17 protein-coding genes are annotated in these 19,456 nt (G+C 73.5%); 9 read left to right on the top strand and 8 right to left on the bottom strand.

From position 1 onward, the window contains the following. Nucleotides 1-53: 53 nt before the first annotated feature. Both G3I60_RS46655 and G3I60_RS00180 read left to right on the top strand, forming a co-directional pair. Nucleotides 54-269 (top strand): hypothetical protein, encoded by a 216-nt coding sequence (locus tag G3I60_RS46655; protein WP_203671800.1) that lies wholly within the window; start codon nucleotides 54-56, stop codon nucleotides 267-269. Nucleotides 270-435: 166 nt separating this feature from the next. Continuing rightward, nucleotides 436-1,710 carry an MFS transporter gene (locus G3I60_RS00180; RefSeq protein ID WP_164292731.1) on the top strand — a complete coding sequence of 425 codons (1,275 nt, stop codon included), beginning with the start codon at nucleotides 436-438 and terminating at the stop codon, nucleotides 1,708-1,710. Between the two features lie 55 nt (nucleotides 1,711-1,765). On the opposite strand, the gene G3I60_RS00175 is transcribed toward G3I60_RS00180, so the two are convergent. The 7 genes from G3I60_RS00175 to G3I60_RS00145 all read right to left on the bottom strand — a co-directional run bounded on the left by G3I60_RS00175 (nucleotide 1,766) and on the right by G3I60_RS00145 (nucleotide 9,537). Next, nucleotides 1,766-2,638 (bottom strand): helix-turn-helix transcriptional regulator, encoded by an 873-nt coding sequence (locus G3I60_RS00175; RefSeq protein WP_164292732.1) that lies wholly within the window; start codon nucleotides 2,636-2,638, stop codon nucleotides 1,766-1,768. Nucleotides 2,639-2,691: 53 nt separating this feature from the next. Beyond that, a complete protein-coding gene (locus tag G3I60_RS00170; protein ID WP_164292733.1) occupies nucleotides 2,692-3,549 on the bottom strand; it encodes a class I SAM-dependent methyltransferase in 858 nt (285 codons plus the stop codon). Beyond that, entirely contained in the window at nucleotides 3,546-5,027 is a 1,482-nt protein-coding gene (locus tag G3I60_RS00165) for a 4-hydroxyphenylacetate 3-hydroxylase family protein (RefSeq protein ID WP_164292734.1), read from the bottom strand. The genes G3I60_RS00170 and G3I60_RS00165 overlap by 4 nt, the downstream gene beginning before the upstream one ends. Beyond that, nucleotides 5,024-5,599 carry a flavin reductase family protein gene (locus tag G3I60_RS00160; protein ID WP_164292735.1) on the bottom strand — a complete coding sequence of 192 codons (576 nt, stop codon included), beginning with the start codon at nucleotides 5,597-5,599 and terminating at the stop codon, nucleotides 5,024-5,026. Before G3I60_RS00160 ends, G3I60_RS00165 begins: the two co-directional genes overlap by 4 nt. Further along, a complete protein-coding gene (asnB, locus tag G3I60_RS00155; RefSeq protein ID WP_164292736.1) occupies nucleotides 5,596-7,425 on the bottom strand; it encodes an asparagine synthase (glutamine-hydrolyzing) in 1,830 nt (609 codons plus the stop codon). The genes G3I60_RS00160 and asnB overlap by 4 nt, the downstream gene beginning before the upstream one ends. Next, nucleotides 7,425-8,276, bottom strand: coding sequence for a hypothetical protein (locus G3I60_RS00150; RefSeq protein ID WP_164292737.1), 852 nt, complete (start codon nucleotides 8,274-8,276; stop codon nucleotides 7,425-7,427). The genes asnB and G3I60_RS00150 overlap by 1 nt, the downstream gene beginning before the upstream one ends. A 334-nt stretch (nucleotides 8,277-8,610) precedes the next feature. Beyond that, nucleotides 8,611-9,537 (bottom strand): response regulator transcription factor, encoded by a 927-nt coding sequence (locus G3I60_RS00145; RefSeq protein WP_164292738.1) that lies wholly within the window; start codon nucleotides 9,535-9,537, stop codon nucleotides 8,611-8,613. Between the two features lie 641 nt (nucleotides 9,538-10,178). On the opposite strand from G3I60_RS00145, the gene G3I60_RS00140 reads away from it, so the two are divergent. The 7 genes from G3I60_RS00140 (at nucleotide 10,179) to G3I60_RS00115 (ending at nucleotide 16,419) form a co-directional block, all read left to right on the top strand. Next, entirely contained in the window at nucleotides 10,179-11,129 is a 951-nt protein-coding gene (locus tag G3I60_RS00140; protein ID WP_164292739.1) for an ABC transporter permease, read from the top strand. Beyond that, nucleotides 11,126-11,758, top strand: a complete 633-nt coding sequence (locus tag G3I60_RS00135) for an ABC transporter permease (RefSeq protein ID WP_164292740.1) — start codon at nucleotides 11,126-11,128, stop codon at nucleotides 11,756-11,758. Before G3I60_RS00140 ends, G3I60_RS00135 begins: the two co-directional genes overlap by 4 nt. Further along, nucleotides 11,653-12,024, top strand: coding sequence for an ABC transporter permease subunit (locus tag G3I60_RS00130; protein ID WP_164292741.1), 372 nt, complete (start codon nucleotides 11,653-11,655; stop codon nucleotides 12,022-12,024). Before G3I60_RS00135 ends, G3I60_RS00130 begins: the two co-directional genes overlap by 106 nt. Then, nucleotides 12,021-12,839 (top strand): ABC transporter ATP-binding protein, encoded by an 819-nt coding sequence (locus G3I60_RS44920; protein WP_239069438.1) that lies wholly within the window; start codon nucleotides 12,021-12,023, stop codon nucleotides 12,837-12,839. The genes G3I60_RS00130 and G3I60_RS44920 overlap by 4 nt, the downstream gene beginning before the upstream one ends. Next, nucleotides 12,836-13,633, top strand: a complete 798-nt coding sequence (locus G3I60_RS44915) for an ABC transporter ATP-binding protein (protein WP_239069437.1) — start codon at nucleotides 12,836-12,838, stop codon at nucleotides 13,631-13,633. The genes G3I60_RS44920 and G3I60_RS44915 overlap by 4 nt, the downstream gene beginning before the upstream one ends. Before the next feature lie 78 nt (nucleotides 13,634-13,711). Beyond that, nucleotides 13,712-15,346, top strand: coding sequence for an ABC transporter substrate-binding protein (locus G3I60_RS00120; RefSeq protein ID WP_164292742.1), 1,635 nt, complete (start codon nucleotides 13,712-13,714; stop codon nucleotides 15,344-15,346). Nucleotides 15,347-15,393: 47 nt separating this feature from the next. Then, nucleotides 15,394-16,419: an LLM class F420-dependent oxidoreductase gene (locus G3I60_RS00115; RefSeq protein WP_138353471.1), complete on the top strand. Its 1,026-nt coding sequence runs from the start codon at nucleotides 15,394-15,396 to the stop codon at nucleotides 16,417-16,419. 43 nt (nucleotides 16,420-16,462) lie between these two features. Here G3I60_RS00115 and G3I60_RS00110 read toward each other — a convergent pair whose 3' ends face one another. Further along, entirely contained in the window at nucleotides 16,463-19,177 is a 2,715-nt protein-coding gene (locus tag G3I60_RS00110; protein ID WP_164606406.1) for a tetratricopeptide repeat protein, read from the bottom strand. Between the last annotated feature and the right edge of the window lie 279 nt (nucleotides 19,178-19,456).

Below are 19,456 nucleotides of genomic sequence, written 5' to 3'. Positions count from 1 at the left end.
CGCCCTGGGCGGCCGAGGCCTTCTCCGATCTGGAGACCGACGTACGCCAGTCCGTGGCGCGCATCAGGTCCAGCGCCTTCATCACGCACACCGACCGGGTGCGCGGCTTCGTCTTCGACGGGGTCACCGGCAAGCTCGACAAGGTCGTCGCCCAGCGCGACACCTGCCGCGGCACAGTCGGATTGAGGGGTCACTGCCGACGGGTCGTGGCCCCTCATCGGCGTGCTGCCTATGTGCTGCGGTCACAGGATGATCGCCTGTCTGGCTGACCGTTGCGCGGCGGCACACGATGGTGGGGCCGGACGGCCCCGACCCCGCCGGAGCCGCACCCCGCCGTCCCGCCCCGTCCCTGCCCCGCCGCGCCGCAGAGCGCCGCCGGGAGCCGGCCCGGGTTCACCTGGCTCCGGATCCCCGCTCGAAAAGGCTGTGATTCCCTTGAGCCGCACTTCCGGCGCACCCGCTGAGCCGGCCGCCGCGCCCGAGACCTACGACTGGCTGCGCTATGCCGGCGTGTTCGTGCTGCTGTTCCTGTTCGGGACCGAGACGTTCCTGGTCTCCCCGCTGCTTCCGACCATCGCGGGCGACATCGGCGTCAGCGAGGCGGCCGCCGCCTCCAGCGTCACCGCCTACGTACTCGTCTACGCCGTCTGCGCGCCGTTCCTCGGCCTGCTCAGCGACCGGATCGGGCGACGGCAGACGCTGCTCGCCGGCACTGCGCTGTTCATCGTGTCCAACGCCGCTGCCGCGCTCTCGACCGGACTGGCCCCGCTCGTGCTCTCGCGGGCGGTCGCGGGGCTGGCCGCCGCGGCGGCGGGGCCCGCGATCTGGGCGCACATCGCCGAGACGGCCCCTGACCGCTTCCGCGGCCGGGCGCTCGGGTTGGGCATGGCGCTGTTCTCCTGCGGCCAGGTCGTCGGTGTTCCCCTGGGCAGTGCGCTGGCCGGGATCGCCGGATGGCGTTCGGCCTTCGTGGCGCTGGCGATCGGCACCGCGGCGGCGCTGCCGCTGCTCCTGCGCCAGGTCGCCGCGACCCCGCGCCCGGCAGTGGCGATCGGCGCGGTCAGGGCCGTACTGGCCGGCTGGACGGACCCGGCACTGCGCAAGGCCCTGCTGGTCAACACCGTTTTCCACGCGGCCAACCTCGGGGCGTACACCTTCCTCGGGGCCCTGCTGGTCCACCGGTTCGATCTGACGGTGGCCGAACTCGGCCTGGTCGGGATCCTGGTCGGCGTGGGCAGTGTGACCGGCTCGCTCGCCGCCGGACGCCTCGGCGACCGGGCGCGGGCAGCAGGCAGGTCCCATCTGCCGCTGCTCGGGCTGTGGGGCGTGCTGCTCGCCGTGGGGGTCGCCCTCTCCGCCGGCGGTCCCGGCCTGATCGCGGCGCTCGTCGGCGTGACGGTCTGGTTCGTGGCCAGCGGCGGCTTCGTGACCGATCAGCAGACCCTGGCGGGCACGGTCGCACCGGAGCTGCGCGCCACCTCCAGCGCATGGCTGACCTCGACGATGTACGCCGGAACGGGCGTGGGGGCCTGGGCCGTCGGAGCCTTCGGGGACGTCTCGACCGGCACGCTGGTCATCGGCGTGGGTCTCGCGCTGCTCAGCGCGCTGGGAGGTCTGGCGGTCAGTCACGGCCTGCGCACGCCGGCGGACACCGGTCAGGCCGCCGGTCAACGGTCCGACGGCGTCGAGGAGGCCGCCGAAAGCGTCTGACGTGGGCAGCGAAGTGGGGGAAGGGCCGCGGCCCTTCCCCCACTTCTTCTGCGTCTCAGCCGGCGTGTCGTTCGGGCAGTCCGGTGACCGCACGCAGCGGGCGTTCGGTCAGCGCCGTCATACGGGAGTGGTCCTCGGCGGTGCGCGGGGTGAAGAGCAGCACCAGTGCCGAGGGGTCGTCCACCGGGTGGAAGGACGACAGCGCCAGCTGGATCCGGCCGATGCCCGAGGGTTCGACGACGACGGTACGCGTGGTCAGCTCCGCCACCGAGTGGCAGCCCCACCAGTGGCGCAACTGTGGGGCGTCCTCGTCCAGGTGCCGGTAGACCTCCCCGGTACGGGGGTCGGACAGAGAGGTGCCGGCCTGGGCGCGGAAGTGTTGGAAGACGTTCATCGCCAGCGGCTCCCAGTCGTGCAGCACGGTGCGCAGCTGCCGCCCCGCGACCATCAGCCACATCAGGTTGCGGCGGTCGGCGGGCACCGCCTCCGGAGCTCCCCACAGCGCGCTCCACGCGGTGTTCCATCCGAGCAGGTCGAAGTGCCGGTCCAGCAGTACGGCCGGGCTGGTGGGCCAGGAGTCCAGCACCGGCTGCATGGTCGACGCGAGGTCCCCGGATCCGTTCCGGTCCAGCGGACCGGTCGGTTCGTGGTGACCGGCCAGCCGCATGGCGTGCCGCAGCCCCGCCGGATCCAGCCGCAGTGCGCGGGCGACCGCCTCCAGCACCTGCCGGGAGGCGGTCACCCGGCCCTGCTCCAGCCAGGTGTACCAGGCCAGTCCCACTCCGGACAGCGACGCGACCTCCTCGCGCCGCAACCCCGGTGTGCGGCGGCGGGAGTTGGCGGTCAGCCCCACGTCGGACGGCTGGAGCAGTTCGCGGTGGGCTCGCAGGAAGGCGCCGAGTTCCTGGCTGGGGAGGGGGGTGGACATCGGAGGTGACTCCTCGGCCGGCGGGGTCGGTGACGGTGCTTCCAGACTAGGCGTCAATCGCGTGGCTGGAGTTTCCACAGTCGTACGGGCATGTTGCTGACCCAGCCGCGTTCACCCTGCCGTCGCCAGGCGGCGTCGCCGACCGCCCGGAAGAACTCCGCACGTTGCGTGGGCGGGACGAGACGGCTGTAGTAGTCGCCGAAGGTGGCGGCGTGGAAGTGGCTGTACTGGCCCGCGTCCTCGATGTGCACCACGGCGTCGCGGTCGAGGACCGACTCGACCCGGAAGTACCGCTCCAGGAGCCCGGCCAGGTCCCCGACCGTCCGGGTCCGGGTGGCGATGGGCAGCACCGCGCCGCCCGCCTCCCCCGCCGCGAACACCGCCGGCACGGCGTCCCGTTCGGCGCCGAGGGCCACCAGGGCGTCACGGACGAGGTCGTCCTCGCCGCCGAGGCCGTGCTCGTCCCGTGCCGGATGGTAGGTCGTCAGCAGGAAGTGCCCGCCGGGGGCGAGGTGGTCACCGACCCAGGCCAGGATGCGGTCCTCGTCGGGGTACAGCCAGTGCAGCACCGACGTCATGGTGACCACGTCCGGCCGGTACTCCAGCGGGGCGGGCACGGTCAGATCGGCCTGGTGCAGCGCGACCCGGTCACCGTACGGGCGCAGGTGTTCGGCCGCCTCGGCGATGCGGTGCTCGGACCGTTCCAGGCCGACCGCGAGCCGCAGTGACGGGTGGCGGTCGAGGGCGGAGCGCAGCAACTGGCCGATGCCGCTGCCGAGGTCGAGCAGCACCTCGGGCTCGCCCGGCACCTGGTCGAGCACCCAGTCACGGTCGTGGACTTGCCGGAGCCTGCTGGCGTCCGCGTAACCGGACAGCGTCCGGGCCTGGATCTCGACGGCTGACGCGGTCACGACTGGACCTCCGGGGAAGTGGTGGGTTCGGCGATGAGCCGCCGCAGGCGCTCGCGCACGCTGCTCTGGTCGTAGCGCCGGTACAGGTTGATGCGGTTGCGGGCCAGGTCTCCCCGGTGGACGAACTCGTAGAGGTCCTGGCGCTGGCCGAAGCCGTCACCGGTCAGTTCCCAGGCGAGCCGGAAGAGCCGGGACTTGTGTTCGGCGTCGATACCGCGCCCGCGCATGTAGCGGTCGAGGTGCGGCCGGAGCCGTGGGTTGGCCAGATCGTTCGCCGTCGGTTGCATCAGCAGCCCGGAGGCGCCGATGCCGCGCACGATGTCGACCGCCTTGCCCGCCACTTCGGCGGACCACACCCGGCTGGCCGCGGTGTCTCCGGGTGCCAGCAGGCCGCTGTCGGTGACGGTGGCACGGGCTTCGGCGGCGTCCAGGAAGTACTCGGTGAGTTCGGCGTAGCCGGCCAGCGTTCCCAGGTCCTCCTGGATGTTCCGGAAGCCGTCCACACCGATGCTCTCGGCCACGAGGGTCGCGGTGGCCAGCAGGGTGCGCAGCCGCTCGCGGTAGCGGACGTGCCCGATATAGGCGCTCCAGGCGTTGATCCGGCCCAGGCCGGTCCTGGCCAGTTCGCTCTCGCGCAGCAGGAACACCCGGTCCCAGGGCACCAGGACGTCGTCGAAGAACAGCATGGCGTCCTGCTCGTCGAAGCGGGCGCCGAGCGGATGGGCGTGTCCCCACGGGCTGCTGCCGAGGGGTTCGCGGCACAGGGTCACCAGGCCGGGTGTGTTCAGCGGCAGGGCGAACCAGACGACGAACTGTTCACCGCGGCGCTGGGCGAACGACGCCGACAGGTAGACCAGCACCTCGTGCGCCAGCGGGGCCAGGGTGGTCAGCTGCTTGGCGCCGCGTACGACGATGCCCCGCTCGTTCTCCGACAGCACGCGCAGCGCGAGATCGGGATCGTCCACCGGGTCGGCGGACCGGTCGATCTGCGGATCGCCCAGCGCGTGCGAGAGCACCAGGTCGTTGCGGGAGGTGTGGTGGTACCAGGCCTCGGCGTTGGTGCCGAATCCGGTGCGCGCCTTCTCCAGCTGGTGGCGGAAGTCGTAGAGGCCGACCGCGATGGAGGCCATGAAGGCGGGCGAGCGCCCGTGCTGGCCGAGGGATTCGGCGTGCCAGAACTCGGCACTGCGCCGCTGCACGCGCAGTTCCTCCACGGTGCGCGGCGGCTGGTAGGCGCGGGCCAGGCGCTGCCCGGTGGCCGGGTCCTGCCAGGTGAGCAGGTCCTGGTGGTCGGGATGGTGCTGGAGGTCGAGCAGCCTGCCTATCTCGTCGGCGGCGGGCTTGAACGCCGGATGGCCGGCCGGGTCGCTGATGCGCTTCCCGTCGAGATAGAGCTCACGGCCGTCGTCGAGCTCGGCCCGGTACCGGTCGGCGGTGAGCAGGCCCCGTCCGGTGTCGGTGGTGTCCAGCAGGGTCATGCGTGCACTCCAGTCGGGGTGATCGGTTGGCGGTCGAGGGAGCGGTACCGTCCGTCGTGGTAGAGCAGCGGCTCACCGTCACCGGTGTCCGCGGCGACGGCCTGCCCGACGAGGATCGCGTGGTCGCCGCCGGGCAGGACGCTGTGCAGCCGGCAGTCGAACCAGGCCAGGCAGTGCTCCAGGACGGGTGCGCCGGTGATCTCCGTCCGCATCGGCGCGGTGGTGAAGAAGCCGAGGGCGCGGCCTGCGCCCGGGGCGGCGAACCGCCGGGCGATGTGCTCCTGTTCCCGGCTCAGCGCGCTCACGGCGAACCGGCCGCTGCCGCGGACGGCGTCCACCAGCGGGCTGCGCCGGTCCACCGCGACGCTGACCAGCAGGGGTTCGAGGGACAGCGTGCACAGCGAGGAGACGGTCTTCGCGAAGACCTCCTCGCCCCTTTGCGTGGTCAGGACGCCGACTCCGGTGGTCCAGTGCCGGGCCGCGGCACGGAAGGAGTCCGCTCCGAGGGCCGGTTCGGTCCGCGGGCGGCCGGACGGGGCCTGCGCGCGGGCGGAGGGACTCGTGGGGCTCATCGCAGCCCCACGCGGTAGGCCCGCAGCCATTCGTCGACCTGGATCAGGTGGTCGAGGCCGCCGATCGGGTTGGGAGCCGTTCGAGGGCTGGGCAGCGGACGTCCTTCGGCGAGCGCGCGGCGCACCACGTCCCGGTCCACCAGGTCGAAGACCGGCGCCTGCGGATCGGCCAGCAGTTCGTGCGCGCGGGCGGTGAGCACCTCGCTGTAGCGGACCGCGGGGGTCGACGGGTAGCCGCTCTTCGGGCGGTCCGTCACCTGGGGTGGCAGCAGATCGCGGACGGCGTCGCGGAGCAGCCCCTTGGAGCGCCCGCCGGGGGACTTGAGGTGCCACGGTACGTTCCACAGGTACTCCACCAGCCGGTGGTCGCAGAACGGCACTCGCACCTCCAGGCCCACCGACATGCTCACCCGGTCCACCCGGTCCAGCAGCGGCGGGAGCCAGCGGGTCAGCGCGAGATGGAAGACCTCCCGCAGCCGCCGGTCCGGTCCGGTCTCGCCGTCCAGCCGCGGCACTTCGGCCAGCGACCGCCGGTACGCCTCGGCGGCGTACTCGTCGGGGCGTACCTCGGCGCGGACCTCGGGGCGCAGCAGTGCGGCCGGGGTGGTGCGGCCGTGCAGCCAGGGGAAGGTGTCGGCGGCGAGCGCCTGCGCGTCGTGGAAGTAGGGGTAGCCGCCGAAGATCTCGTCGGCGGCCTCGCCGGAGAGCGCCACCGTGGAGTGCCGCCGCACCTCGCGGAACAGCAGGTGCAGCGAGGCGTCCATCTCCCCCCAGCCGGGCCGGTCCCGGGCGCGCAGGACGGCGTCGCGGGCGTCGAGCATGTCGTCGTCGGGGACCACGACGGAGGTGTGCCGGGTGCCGATGTGCTCGGCGGCGGCCTGGACGTACGGGGCGTCCAGGGTGGTGCGCCAGGCGTCCGGGGTGCGTTCCTCGCTGCCGGGGAAGTCCACCGAGAAGCTGGTGACCTTGCCCTGGCCGGCCCGTTCGCGGGCGCCAGCGGCCAGCGCGGTGATGGCGCTGGAGTCCACGCCTCCCGACAGCAGGGTGCACAGCGGGACGTCACTGAGCAGCTGGCGCTCGACGCTGTCGGCGAGGAGCGCGCGGACCGTGTCCCGGGTGGTCGCCGGGTCGTCGGTGTGCGGCTGTGACTCCAGCGCCCAGTAGGCCGACTGCCGGGTCGCGGACCTGCCGACCGTCACCACGGTGCCGGGGCGCACTTCGTGCAGACCGCGGAAGAGTCCGTGGCCCGCCGTCGGCGCGGCCGGGAGGGCGAAGAGTTCGGCGATGCCCTCGGCGTCCAGTTCGGCCCGGAAAAGCGGGTTGGCCAGGACGGCCTTGGGCTCGGAGCCGAACAGCACCCCGCTGCGGTGGGCGTGCCAGTACAGCGGCTTGATCCCCAGGTGGTCGCGGACCAGCAGCAGTTCCTCGCGGCGGGTGTCCCACAGCGCGTACGCGAAGATGCCGTTGAACCTGCGGGGTGCCTGGTCACCCCACTGCACGTGCGCCCGCAGCACGACCTCGGTGTCCGACGCGGTGCGGAACTCGTGCCCGAGGGCCCGCAGTTCGGCGCGCAGCTCGCGGTAGTTGTAGAGCTCGCCGTTGTAGCTGATGACGGCGCGCGGAAGGGGGAGGTCCCGCAGCGGCTGCACACCGCCGTCGAGATCGATCACCGAGAGCCTGCGGTGCCCGAGTGCGGCGTACTTGGAGAGCCAGACACCGTCGGCGTCCGGTCCCCGGCACGCCAGGGTCTCGGTCATGGCCCGCACGGTCCGTTCCCTGGTGCGCAGGTCGGTCTCCCAGTCGACCCATCCCGTGATCCCGCACATCACGCCTCCCGCGCGTTGACGGGGAGGGTGACGTCGCCGACCGGGGCGTCGGCCTCCCAGCGGCAGCCGTGCCCGGTGGGTCCGCTGCGCAGCCGGTGCGAGGGACGGTAGCCCTTGGCCCGGATGTTGGCGGACAGCGCCTCCGTGCAGTAGGTGCACGGCGAGGCCAGTGTGAGGCGCACTCCACTGCGGCGGGCCCGCTCGCGGTAGTCCCAGATCGCGCAGTGGGTGATGGTCAGCGCCGCGTGGTCGGGGCTCTCGGGTGCGTCGGAGTCGAACTCGTAGTCGGAACCGTAGAGTTCGGCCTGCCGGGCGATGCGGTGGATCGGGTCGGCGGCGCCCCGTCCGTGGTCGGGCTCGACCGTGCGGTGCACCTCGGCGTTGGCACCGGCCCATCCGGCGAGCGACTCCTCGCCGTACCGGGTGACGAGGAATCGCTCCATCAGGGCCTGGCCGCGGAAGAACACCCGTTGCCAGGCTGCCGAGTCGGTGTCCCGCGCATCGGGCAGATCGGCGAAGAGTTCGGCCTGCAGCGCGAACCAGTCGGTCAGATGGAGATGGTCGCCGCGCGCCGCCAGGAACGAGGTGAGGCCGGCCTCGGCCTCGTGCAGGCGCTGGCGCCACAGGGCCGAGCGCTCGTCCTCGGGCATCGACCGGTACGCGGGGCGGTACGGGGCCGGGTAGGGGAGGTCGTACGGGCCGCCGGCCGCCGGGAGCGTGCTGCCGTCCGCGGAGCGCGACTCCCCCAGTACCGCGGTGCGCGGTCCGGGGACGGTCCCGGCGCCCGCGCCGCGTGGAGTGGGTTCCTGGGGTCCGGTCCGTGCGATGGCTGCCTCGGGCACATCGCTCATCAGCGTCTCCTTCTACAGGTTCTACGGGGACGGGTCGTGCGGGACCCGGGACCCCGGGCTGTGCGGCCGTCGCGGGTCGGGGGGTACGGACCCGGGATGCGGACCCGGGGTGCGGGTCGCGGCGGTCTCGGTCGTCGGCAACGCTACGGAGCGGCACCCCGTGGCCAGAAGCCCCGAACGGAGCGGGCCGGGGCGACCTACGGAGCCCACGGCTGCTCCTAAGGTCGCCCCGCTCCGGCCGGGCCCGGACATGCCGAAGGCGGGCACCCCGCACGGGTGCCCGCCTTCGGCAGGGGTAGGGCCGCCGCTCCGGTGCCGGAGCGGCGGCAGGTGATCAGCCGGCCAGGCCGTGCCGGTGCGCGTAGAGCGCCGCACGCAGCCGGTCGGACTGGCCGATCTTGCGCATCGCCTGGGTCAGGTGCTTCTTGACGGTGGCCTCGGCCAGCGCGAGCTCGCGCCCGATCTCGGCATTGCCCAGGCCCCGGGCCAGCTGGGAGAGCACGTCGCGCTCCCGGTCCGTCAGTCCGCAGTGCTGCGGCGGTGACTCAGCGGCGTGCCCGGCCAGGCTGGCCAGGTGCACCCGGGCCGACGGCGGGGCGGGCAGGAAGACCGCGCCGCCCGCGGCGGCGGTCGCCACCGCGCTGATGATGCGGTCCTCCGGCAGGTCCAGCGGGAAGCAGCCGTTCGCCCCGGTCAGCAGCATCCGGCTGGCCTCCGCCGTGCTCTCCGCCCGGCGCAGCAGCAGCACCCGCGCGTCGGGCGCCCCGTCGGCGCCGCGCAGTTCGACCACGGCGGCGAGGTCGTCGGCGAGTGTCGCGCCGCCGCCCAGCAGGATGACGTCGGGCTGTACTCGTCGCACGCCCTCCACGGCGCGCAGCGGGTCACCGGTGCTGCTGCCCACCACGGTCATCCCCGGCACGCTGGCCAGGACGCTGCGCAGTCCGGCGCTGGCCACCGGGTGCCGCTCCACCAGGAACACCCGGGTGGTGTCGGAGGCCCGGTCCGCGGCCACGGTGCACAGCGGATGCCCGCAGGAGCAGGCCGGTTCGGCGGCGGGGCGGCGTACCGGACCGCCGCCGGCGGAGAACGCGTCGGGCTCGGCCAGCAGTTGGTGTCCGGCGATGAGGTCCAGCGGATTGTCGATCTCGATGTGCAGCGCGTCCGTCGTGGCCGGCCGGGCCGGGGCGGACGGGCCCCGCCGCCCGGACTGCCGCCGGTTGCGTCCGGAGCACGGGTCGGCGAGTTCGGTCAGCGTTCCCATCGGGAACCTCCGGACCGGCGTGGCGGGTTGACGGTACGGGCGGGCTGTCCGGCCCGGCCGGCTGGTCGACGGGTCAGGTCGCGGATGTCGTGCGGCATGGCGGTGCGGTCCCCTCGGAGGTGACGGAGCCGGTCCCTGGCGGGACGACGCGGCGATAGGACGCGGGTTCCGCCCTGTTCCATGACGGTTCCGTGGTCCCGGGAACGTCACTGACGGATCATCAGAGGGGCGGCTGGCCGCTGCTGGAGGAGGGGCGCTGCCGGGCAGCCAGGGGCTGGGCGGTCAGCGCCGGGCGCCGGGGCGACATGTCTCGTCGAAGCACCTGCGGTGCCACGAGCCGCAGATGCCGACCAAGGTGAAGTCGGTGCGCCGGATAGCCATGCGCGCAGGGTAATTCCGTACGCGAGTACGGGTCAAGGTCGGTCCACGACCCGTGCTGCGGGGCAGCGTGCTGATCCGCACCCCGGATCCTATGACCACAGGTAACAGCATGAACGCCTGGCTGGCTGCCGCCCGGCCGGCTGAGCCACCTTCTTCCCATCGGCCGGAGTGACCGACCCTGGAAGGACCATGCTCATGCCAGCCCCTGCCCGTCTCCCCGTCGCCCGGCCGCCGGGCGCCCCGCTCCGGCCGGTGCCCGCATGAGACGGTTCCTGATCCGGCGGCTGCTGCTCGCGGTGCCCACCCTCGTCGGTGTGACGCTGGTGGTCTTCGCCACCGTGGCCCTGGTGCCCGGCGACCCGGTCAGCGCGTTCCTGGGCCCCGGGGCTCCGCCGCAGGCGCGCCAGGAGCTGACCGACCGTCTCGGCCTGGACCGGCCGCTGCCCGTGCAGTACGCCGACTGGCTGACACACGCGCTGCACGGCGACCTCGGCACGTCGATCGCCGGCCAGCGCCCCGTCGACCAACTGCTGCTGCCGGCACTGGGCCAGACCCTGATCCTGTCGGCTGCGGCGTTCACGCTGGTCCTCGTCGGCGGAATCGTGCTCGGTGCCGTCGGCGCCCTGCGGCCCCGCGGTCCGCTCGGCAGGGTGTCGGGCGCGCTGAGCACCGTGTCGGTCTCCGCCCCGCAGTACTCGGTGGCGCTGCTGCTGATCGCCGTCTTCGCGGTGCGGCTGCGCTGGCTGCCGGCCGGCGGTACGCATGACGTCTTCGGCGACGGCGGCCTGCCGGACCTGCTGCGCCATCTGATCCTGCCCGCCGTGGCGGCCGCCCTGGTTCCGCTCGGCCTCACCGCCAAGGTGTTCCGGGCCGCGCTCGGTTCGGTCCTCGCGGGGGATCTCGCCGACAGCCTGCGGGCCCGCGGGCCGAGCCGTACGGCCGTGCTGCGGCACTGCGTGCACAACGCCTCCCCCGCGCTGCTCACCATCGGCGGCCTCCAACTGGCCTATCTGCTGGAGGGCGTGGTCTTCGTGGAGACGCTCTTCGCCTGGCCCGGCCTCGGACATCTGCTCTACGACGCCCTCACCGCACGCGACCTGCCCCTCATCCAGGGCGGCGTCCTGGTGGTCGGGGTGGCCTTCGTCGGCGTCAACATCCTGGTCGACACCGCTCACGCCTGGATCGACCCGCGCGTCCGGAGCCCCCGATGACCGTGCTCCGTACCGGTACCTCCGCCCGAGGGCGGCTCCCCTTCCGAGCCCTGCGGGCCGCCGCACTGCGGCGTGACGCCGGGCTGCTGCTGCCCGCCGCACTCGCCGCGCTGCTGCTCCTGGTGGCCGTCGCCGCACCGCTGATCGCCCCGTACGACCCGGTCGCCGGATCACTGCGGGTGCGCCTGCTCGACCCCGGCAGCCCCGGCCATCTCCTGGGGACCGACGGGCAGGGCCGCGACGTGCTCAGCCGGCTCGTCTGGGCCGCCCGCCCCTCCCTGATCGGCGGGTTCGTCCCGGTGGCGATCGCCGCGACGGCCGGCACCGCGCTGGGCATCGCCGCCGGGCTCGGTGGCCGGGTCACCGAACAGGCGCTGCTGCGGTCGCTCGACGTGCTGTACGCCTTCCCGGGCATCCTGCTGGCGATGACCATCGCCACCCTGATGCCGGCGGGCCTCGGCGCGACCGTGCTCTCGCTGTCGGTGGTGCTCACCCGGCGGTGGCCCGGGTCGCCCATACCGAGGTGGCGCGGATCCGCACCGCCGAATACCTGGAGGCGGCCAGGGTCAGCGGAGCCGGCCGCACGCTCGTCGCCGTACGCCAGGTCCTGCCGGTCGTCGCGCCGGTGATCCTGGCCTACGCCTCGTCCCTGATCGGGCTGTCCGTGGTGTACGCGGCCGGGCTCTCCTTCCTCGGCCTCGGCGTCCCCCCGCCCACCGCCGAATGGGGAGCGATGCTGGATGACTTGCGTCCCAGCCTGCTGACCCACCCCGGTGTCGCTGTCCTTCCCGCGCTCACCATCCTCATTGTCTCGGTGGTCTTCAACACCCTCGGCGAGGCCCTGCGGCGCCGCATCGGCGACACGGGTGGACTCGCCGCGGAGGCGGTCCGATGACCCCGCACGCGCCGCTGGCGACCGGCCGACCCGGGCTGCTCGTCGAGGAGTTGTCCGTCGACCACCCGGGCCGGGACTCCCCCGTGCACGCCGTGGACGCCGTGTCGCTCTCCGTCGAACCGGGCGGTGCGCTGGTGCTGCTCGGTGAGTCGGGCAGCGGCAAGACCACACTCGCCAGGACCGTACTCGGGCTGCCCGGCCGGAACGCCCGGGTCACCGGCCGGATACGACTCGGCGGGACCGATCTGCGCGCGCTGACCGAGCGGGAGTTCTCCCGGGTTCGGGGCAGCCGGATCGGCTATGTGCCGCAGGATCCCACCGGTTCGCTCGATCCGCTGCGCCGCATCGGTCCGCAGATCACCGAAGTCCTGCGCCGGCACCGTGTGGTCGCCACCCGCCGCGCGGCCCGGGACGCCGTACCCGGGCTGCTGACCACGGCGGGGATCCCGGAGCCGGAGCGCATCGCGCGCAGCTTTCCGCATGAGCTCTCCGGCGGGCTGCGCCAGCGTGCGGCCATCGCTCTCGCGGTCGCCTGCGAGCCCGAACTGCTGATCGCCGATGAGCCGACCACCGCGCTCGACGCGCTGGTCCGATCGCAGATCCTGGATCTGTTCGGCAGTCTGCGCAGCAGGCACGGTATCGCGGTACTGCTGGTCACCCACGACCTGTCGGTGGCCCGGCGGGTGGGCGGACAGGTGGCGGTGATGCGCGCCGGGCGCATCGTCGAGTCCGGCCCCGCAGGCCAGGTGCTCTCCCGGCCGGCGCACTCCTTCACCGCCGAACTCGTCGCGGCCCGGGCGGGGGCACGCCGATGAGCGTCAGCGCGGGGACCGGCCACGAGGACACCCCCCTGCTTCATCTCGCCGACGTCACCAAGCGCTACCCGGGCGGGCGGCTCGCGCTGGGAGGGGTCAGTCTGGGCGTCGGGCGCGGCGAGACGGTCGGCCTGGTCGGCGAGTCCGGCTCGGGCAAGTCCACCCTCGCCCGACTGGCGCTGGGGCTGCTCGCCCCCGACACCGGTTCGGTCCGCTTCGCCGGCCACGACCCCCACCGGCTCCGCGGCCGGAGCGCACGTGCGGTACGCGGACGGCTGCAGTTCGTTCCGCAGAATCCCGGCGGCTCGCTCAACCCCGGCCTGCGGGCCGGGGAGGCGGTGGCGTTCCCGCTGGGCCTGCACGGCGTCCCGCGACGGGACCGGCCGGAGGCGGTGGCCGCCCTCTTCCAGCAGGTCGGGCTCGACCCGGGGCTGGCCCGGCGGTACCCGCGCGAACTGTCCGGCGGTCAGCTGCAGAGGGTGGCCATCGCGCGCGCCCTGGCCCCCGGCCCGGAGCTGCTGGTCTGTGACGAGCCCACCTCGGCGCTGGACCGCACCGTTCAGGCACAGGTCCTGGACCTGCTGGTGGAGCTCCAGGACCGCACCGGTATCGGGTGTCTGTTCATCTCCCACGACCTCGCGGTCGTCCGGCACCTCGCCGACCGGGTGCTGGTCCTGCGGCACGGACAGGTGGTGGAGGAGGGGCCGGTCGCCGACCTGTGGCGGGCGCCCCGCCATCCCTACACCCGTGCCCTGCTCGCCGCCGCCGGCGACGAACCGGCCGATCTCCCCTGACCGTTCGGGCCGCCCCCGCCCGATCCAGTTCTCCGTACCCGTCGACACCGACATCCCCACCGACCCCGAGGACTCACGATGACGCACCACCACGCCACGCCACGCTTCCGGCGCAGAACCGGGGCCCTGCTGACCGCGGGACTGCTGCTCGCGGCTGCCGGCTGCGGATCGGCGGCCACCACGACGGGTTCGGACGGTCCGGGTGCCTCCGACACCAACGGCCGGGGCGGCACCCTCGTCATCGGCGCGACCGGCAAGCTGCCCAACCCCGACACCGTCATCGGCGGCGCCGGATTCGAGGGCAAGCGCCTGGTCGGCTTCCAGCTGTACGAGGGCCTCACCCGTTACGACCTGTCCAGGACCGACGCGCCCCCGGAGATCACCGGCGCGCTCGCGGAGTCCTGGAAGGTCGCGGCCGATGCCAGGACCTGGACCTTCACCCTGCGCAAGGGCGTGAAGTTCCAGGACGGCACCCCCTTCGACGCCGACTCGGTCGTCTTCAACCTCGACCGGTACCTCGACAAGCACAACGCGCAGTACACCGACGCGCTCGGCGCCGCCGCGCAGGAGTACGCCGGGGACATCGCCACGTACCGCAAGGTCGACGCCGACCACGTCGAACTGGTCACCACCGCGCCCAACGGACACTTCCCCGAGGACCTCGCCCATGTCCTGATCGCGAGCCCCACCGCCGTACGGAAGTACGGAACGGCCGACTTCGGGCAGCACCCGGTCGGCACCGGGCCCTTCGCCTTCAGCTCCCAGACCGCCGGGCAGGAGATCGACCTGGTCGCGTACAAGGGGTACTGGCGCGGCGCGCCGAAGCTCGACCGGCTGGTGATCAAGTCGCTCCCGGATGTCGCCGCCCGTACCGCGGCGCTGCGCTCCGGCGGCGTCAACTGGATCGAGTACCCCAACCCCGACGACATCGACAGCCTCAAGGCCGACGGGGTGCAGCTCGTCACCAACAGCTACGACCACCTGTGGTACTGGATCCTGGACACGTCGAAAGCACCGTGGAACGACCCGCGGGTCCGGCAGGCGGCCAACTTCGCCATCGACCGCAAGGCGATCGCCGGCAAGCTGCTGCACGGTACCGCCGACCCGGCCTACCAGGCCGCGCCCCGGGCCACCTTCGCCTTCGACCCGGCCGGCGACGCGTACTCCTACGACCCGGCCAAGGCCAGGCAGTTGCTGGCCGAGGCGGGCAAGGCGGGCGGCTTCAGCACCACCGTCACCGTTCCGACCGGCGGCTCGGGCAACCTGCTGCCGGTGCCGATCAGCGAGGCGATCCAGCACGACCTCGCCGCCGTCGGCATCAAGGTGCAGCTCCGCACCACCGACTGGTCGACCCTGATCAGCGCCGAGGCCAAGGGCCAGGTCGCGCTCGGCTCGGACGCGATCGCGCAGTCCACCACCCTGTTCCAGTCCGAGGCGCTGCTGCCGCTCTTCATCGGCAGCAAGAGCCCCTTCTGGACGGGCCACTACACCAACGCGCGGGTGGACACCCTGCTCGCGTCCGCGTCGGCCTCGACGGACCAGGCCAAGCGGCGGGCCGACTACCGGCAGGCGCTGGATCTGGTGACCAAGGACGCGCCGTGGCTCTTCGTGGTGAACGACCGCAATCCGCGGGCGCTGTCACCCAAGGTCCGCGGTCTGGTGCAGCCGCAGTCATGGTTCCTGGACCTGACGACGGTCTGGGTCCGCAAGTAGCCCGGCTCTTCCCGCCGTTCACCCGCCACGAGAGGACCGTCGCCCCCATGACCGCCCCGCACGACCTGCCTCCGCGCCTCGCGGCGGCCCCACCGCGGTGGGGCATCACCCTGCCGCTGCCGGGGCTCACCATCGACCGGCACCGCTTCATCGTCGAACGGCTCCCGGACCTCGGCTACACCGACGTCTGGAGCGCCGAGGGCGGCGGGACCGACGCCTTCACCCCGCTGGCCGCGGCAGCCGCCTGGTCCTCGTCGCTGCGCATCGGCACCGGCATCGTCCCGGTGCACACCCGCGGTCCCGCGGTACTCGCCCAGACCGCCGCGACCCTCGCCCAACTCGCCCCCGGACGGGTGCTCCTGGGGATCGGCGCCTCCGTACCGGCCCATGTCACGGACATCAACGGCATCCCGTTCGACGAACCGTTCAAACGCACCCGGGACGTCCTGCGGTTCGTCACCCGTGCGCTGCGCGGCGAACACGTCTCCGGGGACTTCGACACCTTCTCCATCACCGGTTTCCAGCTGCCGCACCCGCCGGCCGCCCCGGTCAAGGTCATCCTGGGCGCGCTGCGTCCTGGCATGCTGCGGCTGGGGTTCACCGAGGGGGACGGGGCGATCACCAATCTGCTCTTCCCCGAGGACGTCCCCACCGTGCTGAACGCGGTCGGGCCGCAGCCGGCCGGCAAGGAGCTGGTGGTGAAGGTGTTCGTGTGCCCCACCGAGGACACCGACTACGCCCACCGCGCCACCCGCCCCTTCCTTGCGTGGATCCTCAACCGCGAGCCGTACCGCAAGTTCCACGAGTGGCTCGGGCACGGCGAGTTGCTGCGGGAGTCACACGAACGGTGGGAGGCCGGTGATCCCGAGGGCGCCCAGAAGTCGCTGCCGGACGAGGTCGTGGACGGTCTGTTCATCAGCGGATCGCCCGAGGAGTGCCGGGAGCGGATTCTGCGGTACCACATCCCGGGGGTGACCACGATCCAGCTGTACGTCTCGCTGCCGCCGGAGGTCTTCGTCAGCCGCGCCAAGCTGCTCGACACGCTGGCCCGGCTGGGACCCGCCGCCGGATGAGCGGTGTCTGGTCCGTGGGGGTACGGGTGTGGCTCCGCACGGTCTAGGAGCCGGCGGGGCTGCCCCAGTGCTTCAGCAGCTCCGCCACTTCGCGGGTCCGGGGATGTTCCGCGCCCTGGACCCGCGTCATGTCGGCCAGCAGGATCGTCAGACGAGTCGTCGCCCCGGCGCGGTCGCCCGCCCTGTCCTGCAGTTCGGCACTCTGCTGCCGGGTTCGCAGCGCCCGGGGATGGTCGGCGCCCAGGATCCGGTCGATGAGCGGCTGGAGACCGGCCAGTTCGGTCACGGCGTCGGCCGGGCGGCCGGTGAGGCCGCTCCAGAAGGCGAGGTTGACGCGGCAGGTGAGGGTCGTCGGATGGTCGGCCCCGAGCGCGCGTTCCGCGTCGTGCGCGGCGGCGGCGAACTCCTCGACCGCCTGCTCGGGGCTGCCTGCCAGGCCCCGCCAGTAGGCGAGGTTGTGCCGGGCGACGAGGGTGTCGTGGTGGAGTGGTCCGGCGGCCGTGCACAGGGCGTCGACGGCCTTGAGGTGCATCTCGACCGCCGCGTCGGGGTCTCCCGCCTCCCCGATCCACCGTCCCAGGTCGGTGAGGGCACCAAGGGTGGCCGGGTCGCCGAGGCCCCGTTCCCGCTCCAGGTCCTCGACGACCGCGGCGTAGGCGTCACGCGCGGCGACCGCGTCGCCCGCGAGCCCCCGGCACATGGCGGCGTAGCCGCGGGCGTCGAGAGTGAGCGCGGCGCCCGGCCCGAGCGCGCGGGCCGCGTCGGCGGCGAGGGTGGTGAAGGCCTCCGACGCCTCGCCGACCGCGCCCGACTCCATCAGGAAGCGGGCTTCGTGCAGCCGCACGGACAGCGTGTCGGGATCCGCCGCGCCGAGGTTCCGTTCGGCCTCGCGCCGGATCGCGGTCAGCTCGGCGTGGGCGGTGGTGGCGTTGCCGAGGTCACCGACGGCCTGGGCGACCTGCGAGCGGAGGATCAGGACGTCCCGGTGCCCCTCCCCCAGCCGGGCCCGTGCCCGGACCAGTAGTTCGGAGCAGGTGTCCCGGGCGGCGGCGGCCCGGCCCAGACCGGTCAGATGGGGACCGGTACGGCGCAGCACGGGATGCATCCGGCCCTCCCGGAACAGGTCGCCGGCCGTCAGCCGGAGCGCCTCCACATTGCGGTACAGAGCGGCCGCGAGGTCGGGACGGATCTCCCGCGACGCCCAGACCTCTTCCAATGCGTCCGCCGCCGCGGCGGCCAGGGCCGGCCGGTCACCGGCAGGTACGGTCTCCCGCGCGGCGCGCTGCACCAGGGCGTGCGCCTCGACCGTGGCGGGGCCGCGTTCGCTGTCGTGGGTGACCAGGCTCAGCCGGTGCAGGGCGCGCAGCGCGAGGAGGACGTCCCGTTCCCGGGGCCGGTCCTGCTCCTTGCCGATCCAGCGCCGGGCGGCGCCGGTGTGCAGCACCACCTCGGGTATGCCGCCGGGAGCCAGCATCGCCACCAGTTCCAGCGCCGCGCGGACCGTCCCGGGGTGGGCCAGCGTCTCGGCGCGTTCGAGGGCCGGCCGGAAGGTGCTGGACACCGTCCCGCCGTGTTCGTCGGCCGGGGACGAGGAGGGGAACAGGTCCGCCAGCGTCTCCTGCTGGTCGTCGAGGAGCCGCCGGTACTGCGCGAGGCTCAAGCCTGTGTCGATGACGAACGCCGCCGCCTGGGACAGGGCCAGCGGGAAGCAGCCCAACGCCTCGGCGAGGGACTCCACTCCGGTGTCGTCCTGCGGTCCCGTGATGCTGTCGGAGGCCGGGGACGACGAAGGGCCTGGAGCCGCGCTGAGGCGGGCACGCAGATATCCCGCGGCTTCCTCGGGGGTGAACATCCCGACCCGGATGATCCGGGCGGACGGCCGGATCACCGACGCGTCGCGGCGGCGGGTGGTGACGACGCTCGTCCCGTGGTCGCCGACGGGCCAGATCCCCGCCAGTTCCGCCGGGTCGTCGACGTCGTCCAGCACCACGAGCCACGGCCGGGTGGTCGTACGCAGCCAGCCGACGAACAGGTCCGCCTCCGCCTCCTCGTCCCATCCCCGGTCCCCGCCACCGGCGTCCCGGGCGCCGGCGGCACCCTCGCCGGCCATCACCCGCCAGGCGCGGGCACAGGCCGTCAGCGCCGACTGACGGGACGACGCGGGAACCCAGACCGCCAACTGGCCGCGCTGCCGGGCGCGGTGGAAGGCGGCCGCCGCCAGCTGCGACTTGCCGACCCCGCCCGCCCCGGTGAGCACGACCTGGCGGACCTGGGCCTCCTCGATGGCGGAGTCCAGCGCGCCGGCCAGGTCCGGGCGCTCCCGCAGGGCCGCCGCGTCGCTCGGCGGACGGCCGACGGCAAGGCCGCGCGCCGCTCCCGCCGGGCCCGGTTCCGTTCCGGCACTTGATTCCGCGGCGCCGTTCCGGGCAGGGGAGCGTTCCTCGTAGGCGGCGCGCCACAGCCGCTCCCACTGTGCGATGGACTGCCGGGGAGCCGGTCCCGGCCCGGTTCTGGCCACCGCGGTCTCGACGGCGCGGACCACGGCCACGACGACGTCGAAGTCCCGTGGCACCGACCGGCCGCCGAGCCACTCCCCCAGCCGCCGGGCGTTGACCTCGACCCTGCGCCCCGACGGCAGCGCCGTGCGGCCGGCGCGGCGCGCCAGTGTCTCGTCCGACACGTCGGGCAACTCCCGGCGCAGACGCGCCAGCGCCTCCGCGAACGCCGCCCGTGCCTCCCCGGATCCGCGCCCGGTCACCGCCGCCACCCCGCCCCCGCTCCCCGCGCCGCACCGGCCGATGTGAGTCCTGTGGGCCCACTGCCGCGTCGAGGTTCCCAGTCTGCCGTCCGGAGCGGCTCTTCGGCCGGTGTTCCCGGAGCGGGCCGCACCGGGGACCGGCTGTTTTCTCGGCGACCCCACTCCGACCTGGCACGACGTGAGTTGCGGCGCGGACGAACCCGCGACGGGGCCGCGCGGCCGTGGCTACGTTCGACCCATGCCGCAGGGACAGCGCGGCACTCTTCAGTGAGGAGCGGA

The organism is Streptomyces sp. SID13666 (assembly GCF_010548325.1).
In the GTDB taxonomy this organism is placed as follows: Bacteria; Actinomycetota; Actinomycetes; order Streptomycetales; family Streptomycetaceae; genus Actinacidiphila; species Actinacidiphila fildesensis.
This window is presented reverse-complemented; position numbering and strand designations above follow the sequence as displayed.

Excerpts from the sequence above, each read along its gene's own strand:
- G3I60_RS00150 (WP_164292737.1), bottom strand. The coding sequence starts at position 8,276 with ATGAGCGATGTGCCCGAGGCAGCCATCGCACGGACCGGACCCCAGGAA.
- G3I60_RS00140 (WP_164292739.1), top strand. The coding sequence starts at position 10,179 with ATGAGACGGTTCCTGATCCGGCGGCTGCTGCTCGCGGTGCCCACCCTC.
- G3I60_RS00165 (WP_164292734.1), bottom strand. The coding sequence starts at position 5,027 with ATGACCCTGCTGGACACCACCGACACCGGACGGGGCCTGCTCACCGCC.
- G3I60_RS44915 (WP_239069437.1), top strand. The coding sequence starts at position 12,836 with ATGAGCGTCAGCGCGGGGACCGGCCACGAGGACACCCCCCTGCTTCAT.
- G3I60_RS00115 (WP_138353471.1), top strand. The coding sequence starts at position 15,394 with ATGACCGCCCCGCACGACCTGCCTCCGCGCCTCGCGGCGGCCCCACCG.
- G3I60_RS00145 (WP_164292738.1), bottom strand. The coding sequence starts at position 9,537 with ATGGGAACGCTGACCGAACTCGCCGACCCGTGCTCCGGACGCAACCGG.
- G3I60_RS00175 (WP_164292732.1), bottom strand. The coding sequence starts at position 2,638 with ATGTCCACCCCCCTCCCCAGCCAGGAACTCGGCGCCTTCCTGCGAGCC.
- G3I60_RS44920 (WP_239069438.1), top strand. The coding sequence starts at position 12,021 with ATGACCCCGCACGCGCCGCTGGCGACCGGCCGACCCGGGCTGCTCGTC.
- G3I60_RS00135 (WP_164292740.1), top strand. The coding sequence starts at position 11,126 with ATGACCGTGCTCCGTACCGGTACCTCCGCCCGAGGGCGGCTCCCCTTC.
- asnB (WP_164292736.1), bottom strand. The coding sequence starts at position 7,425 with ATGTGCGGGATCACGGGATGGGTCGACTGGGAGACCGACCTGCGCACC.
- G3I60_RS00120 (WP_164292742.1), top strand. The coding sequence starts at position 13,712 with ATGACGCACCACCACGCCACGCCACGCTTCCGGCGCAGAACCGGGGCC.
- G3I60_RS00160 (WP_164292735.1), bottom strand. The coding sequence starts at position 5,599 with ATGAGCCCCACGAGTCCCTCCGCCCGCGCGCAGGCCCCGTCCGGCCGC.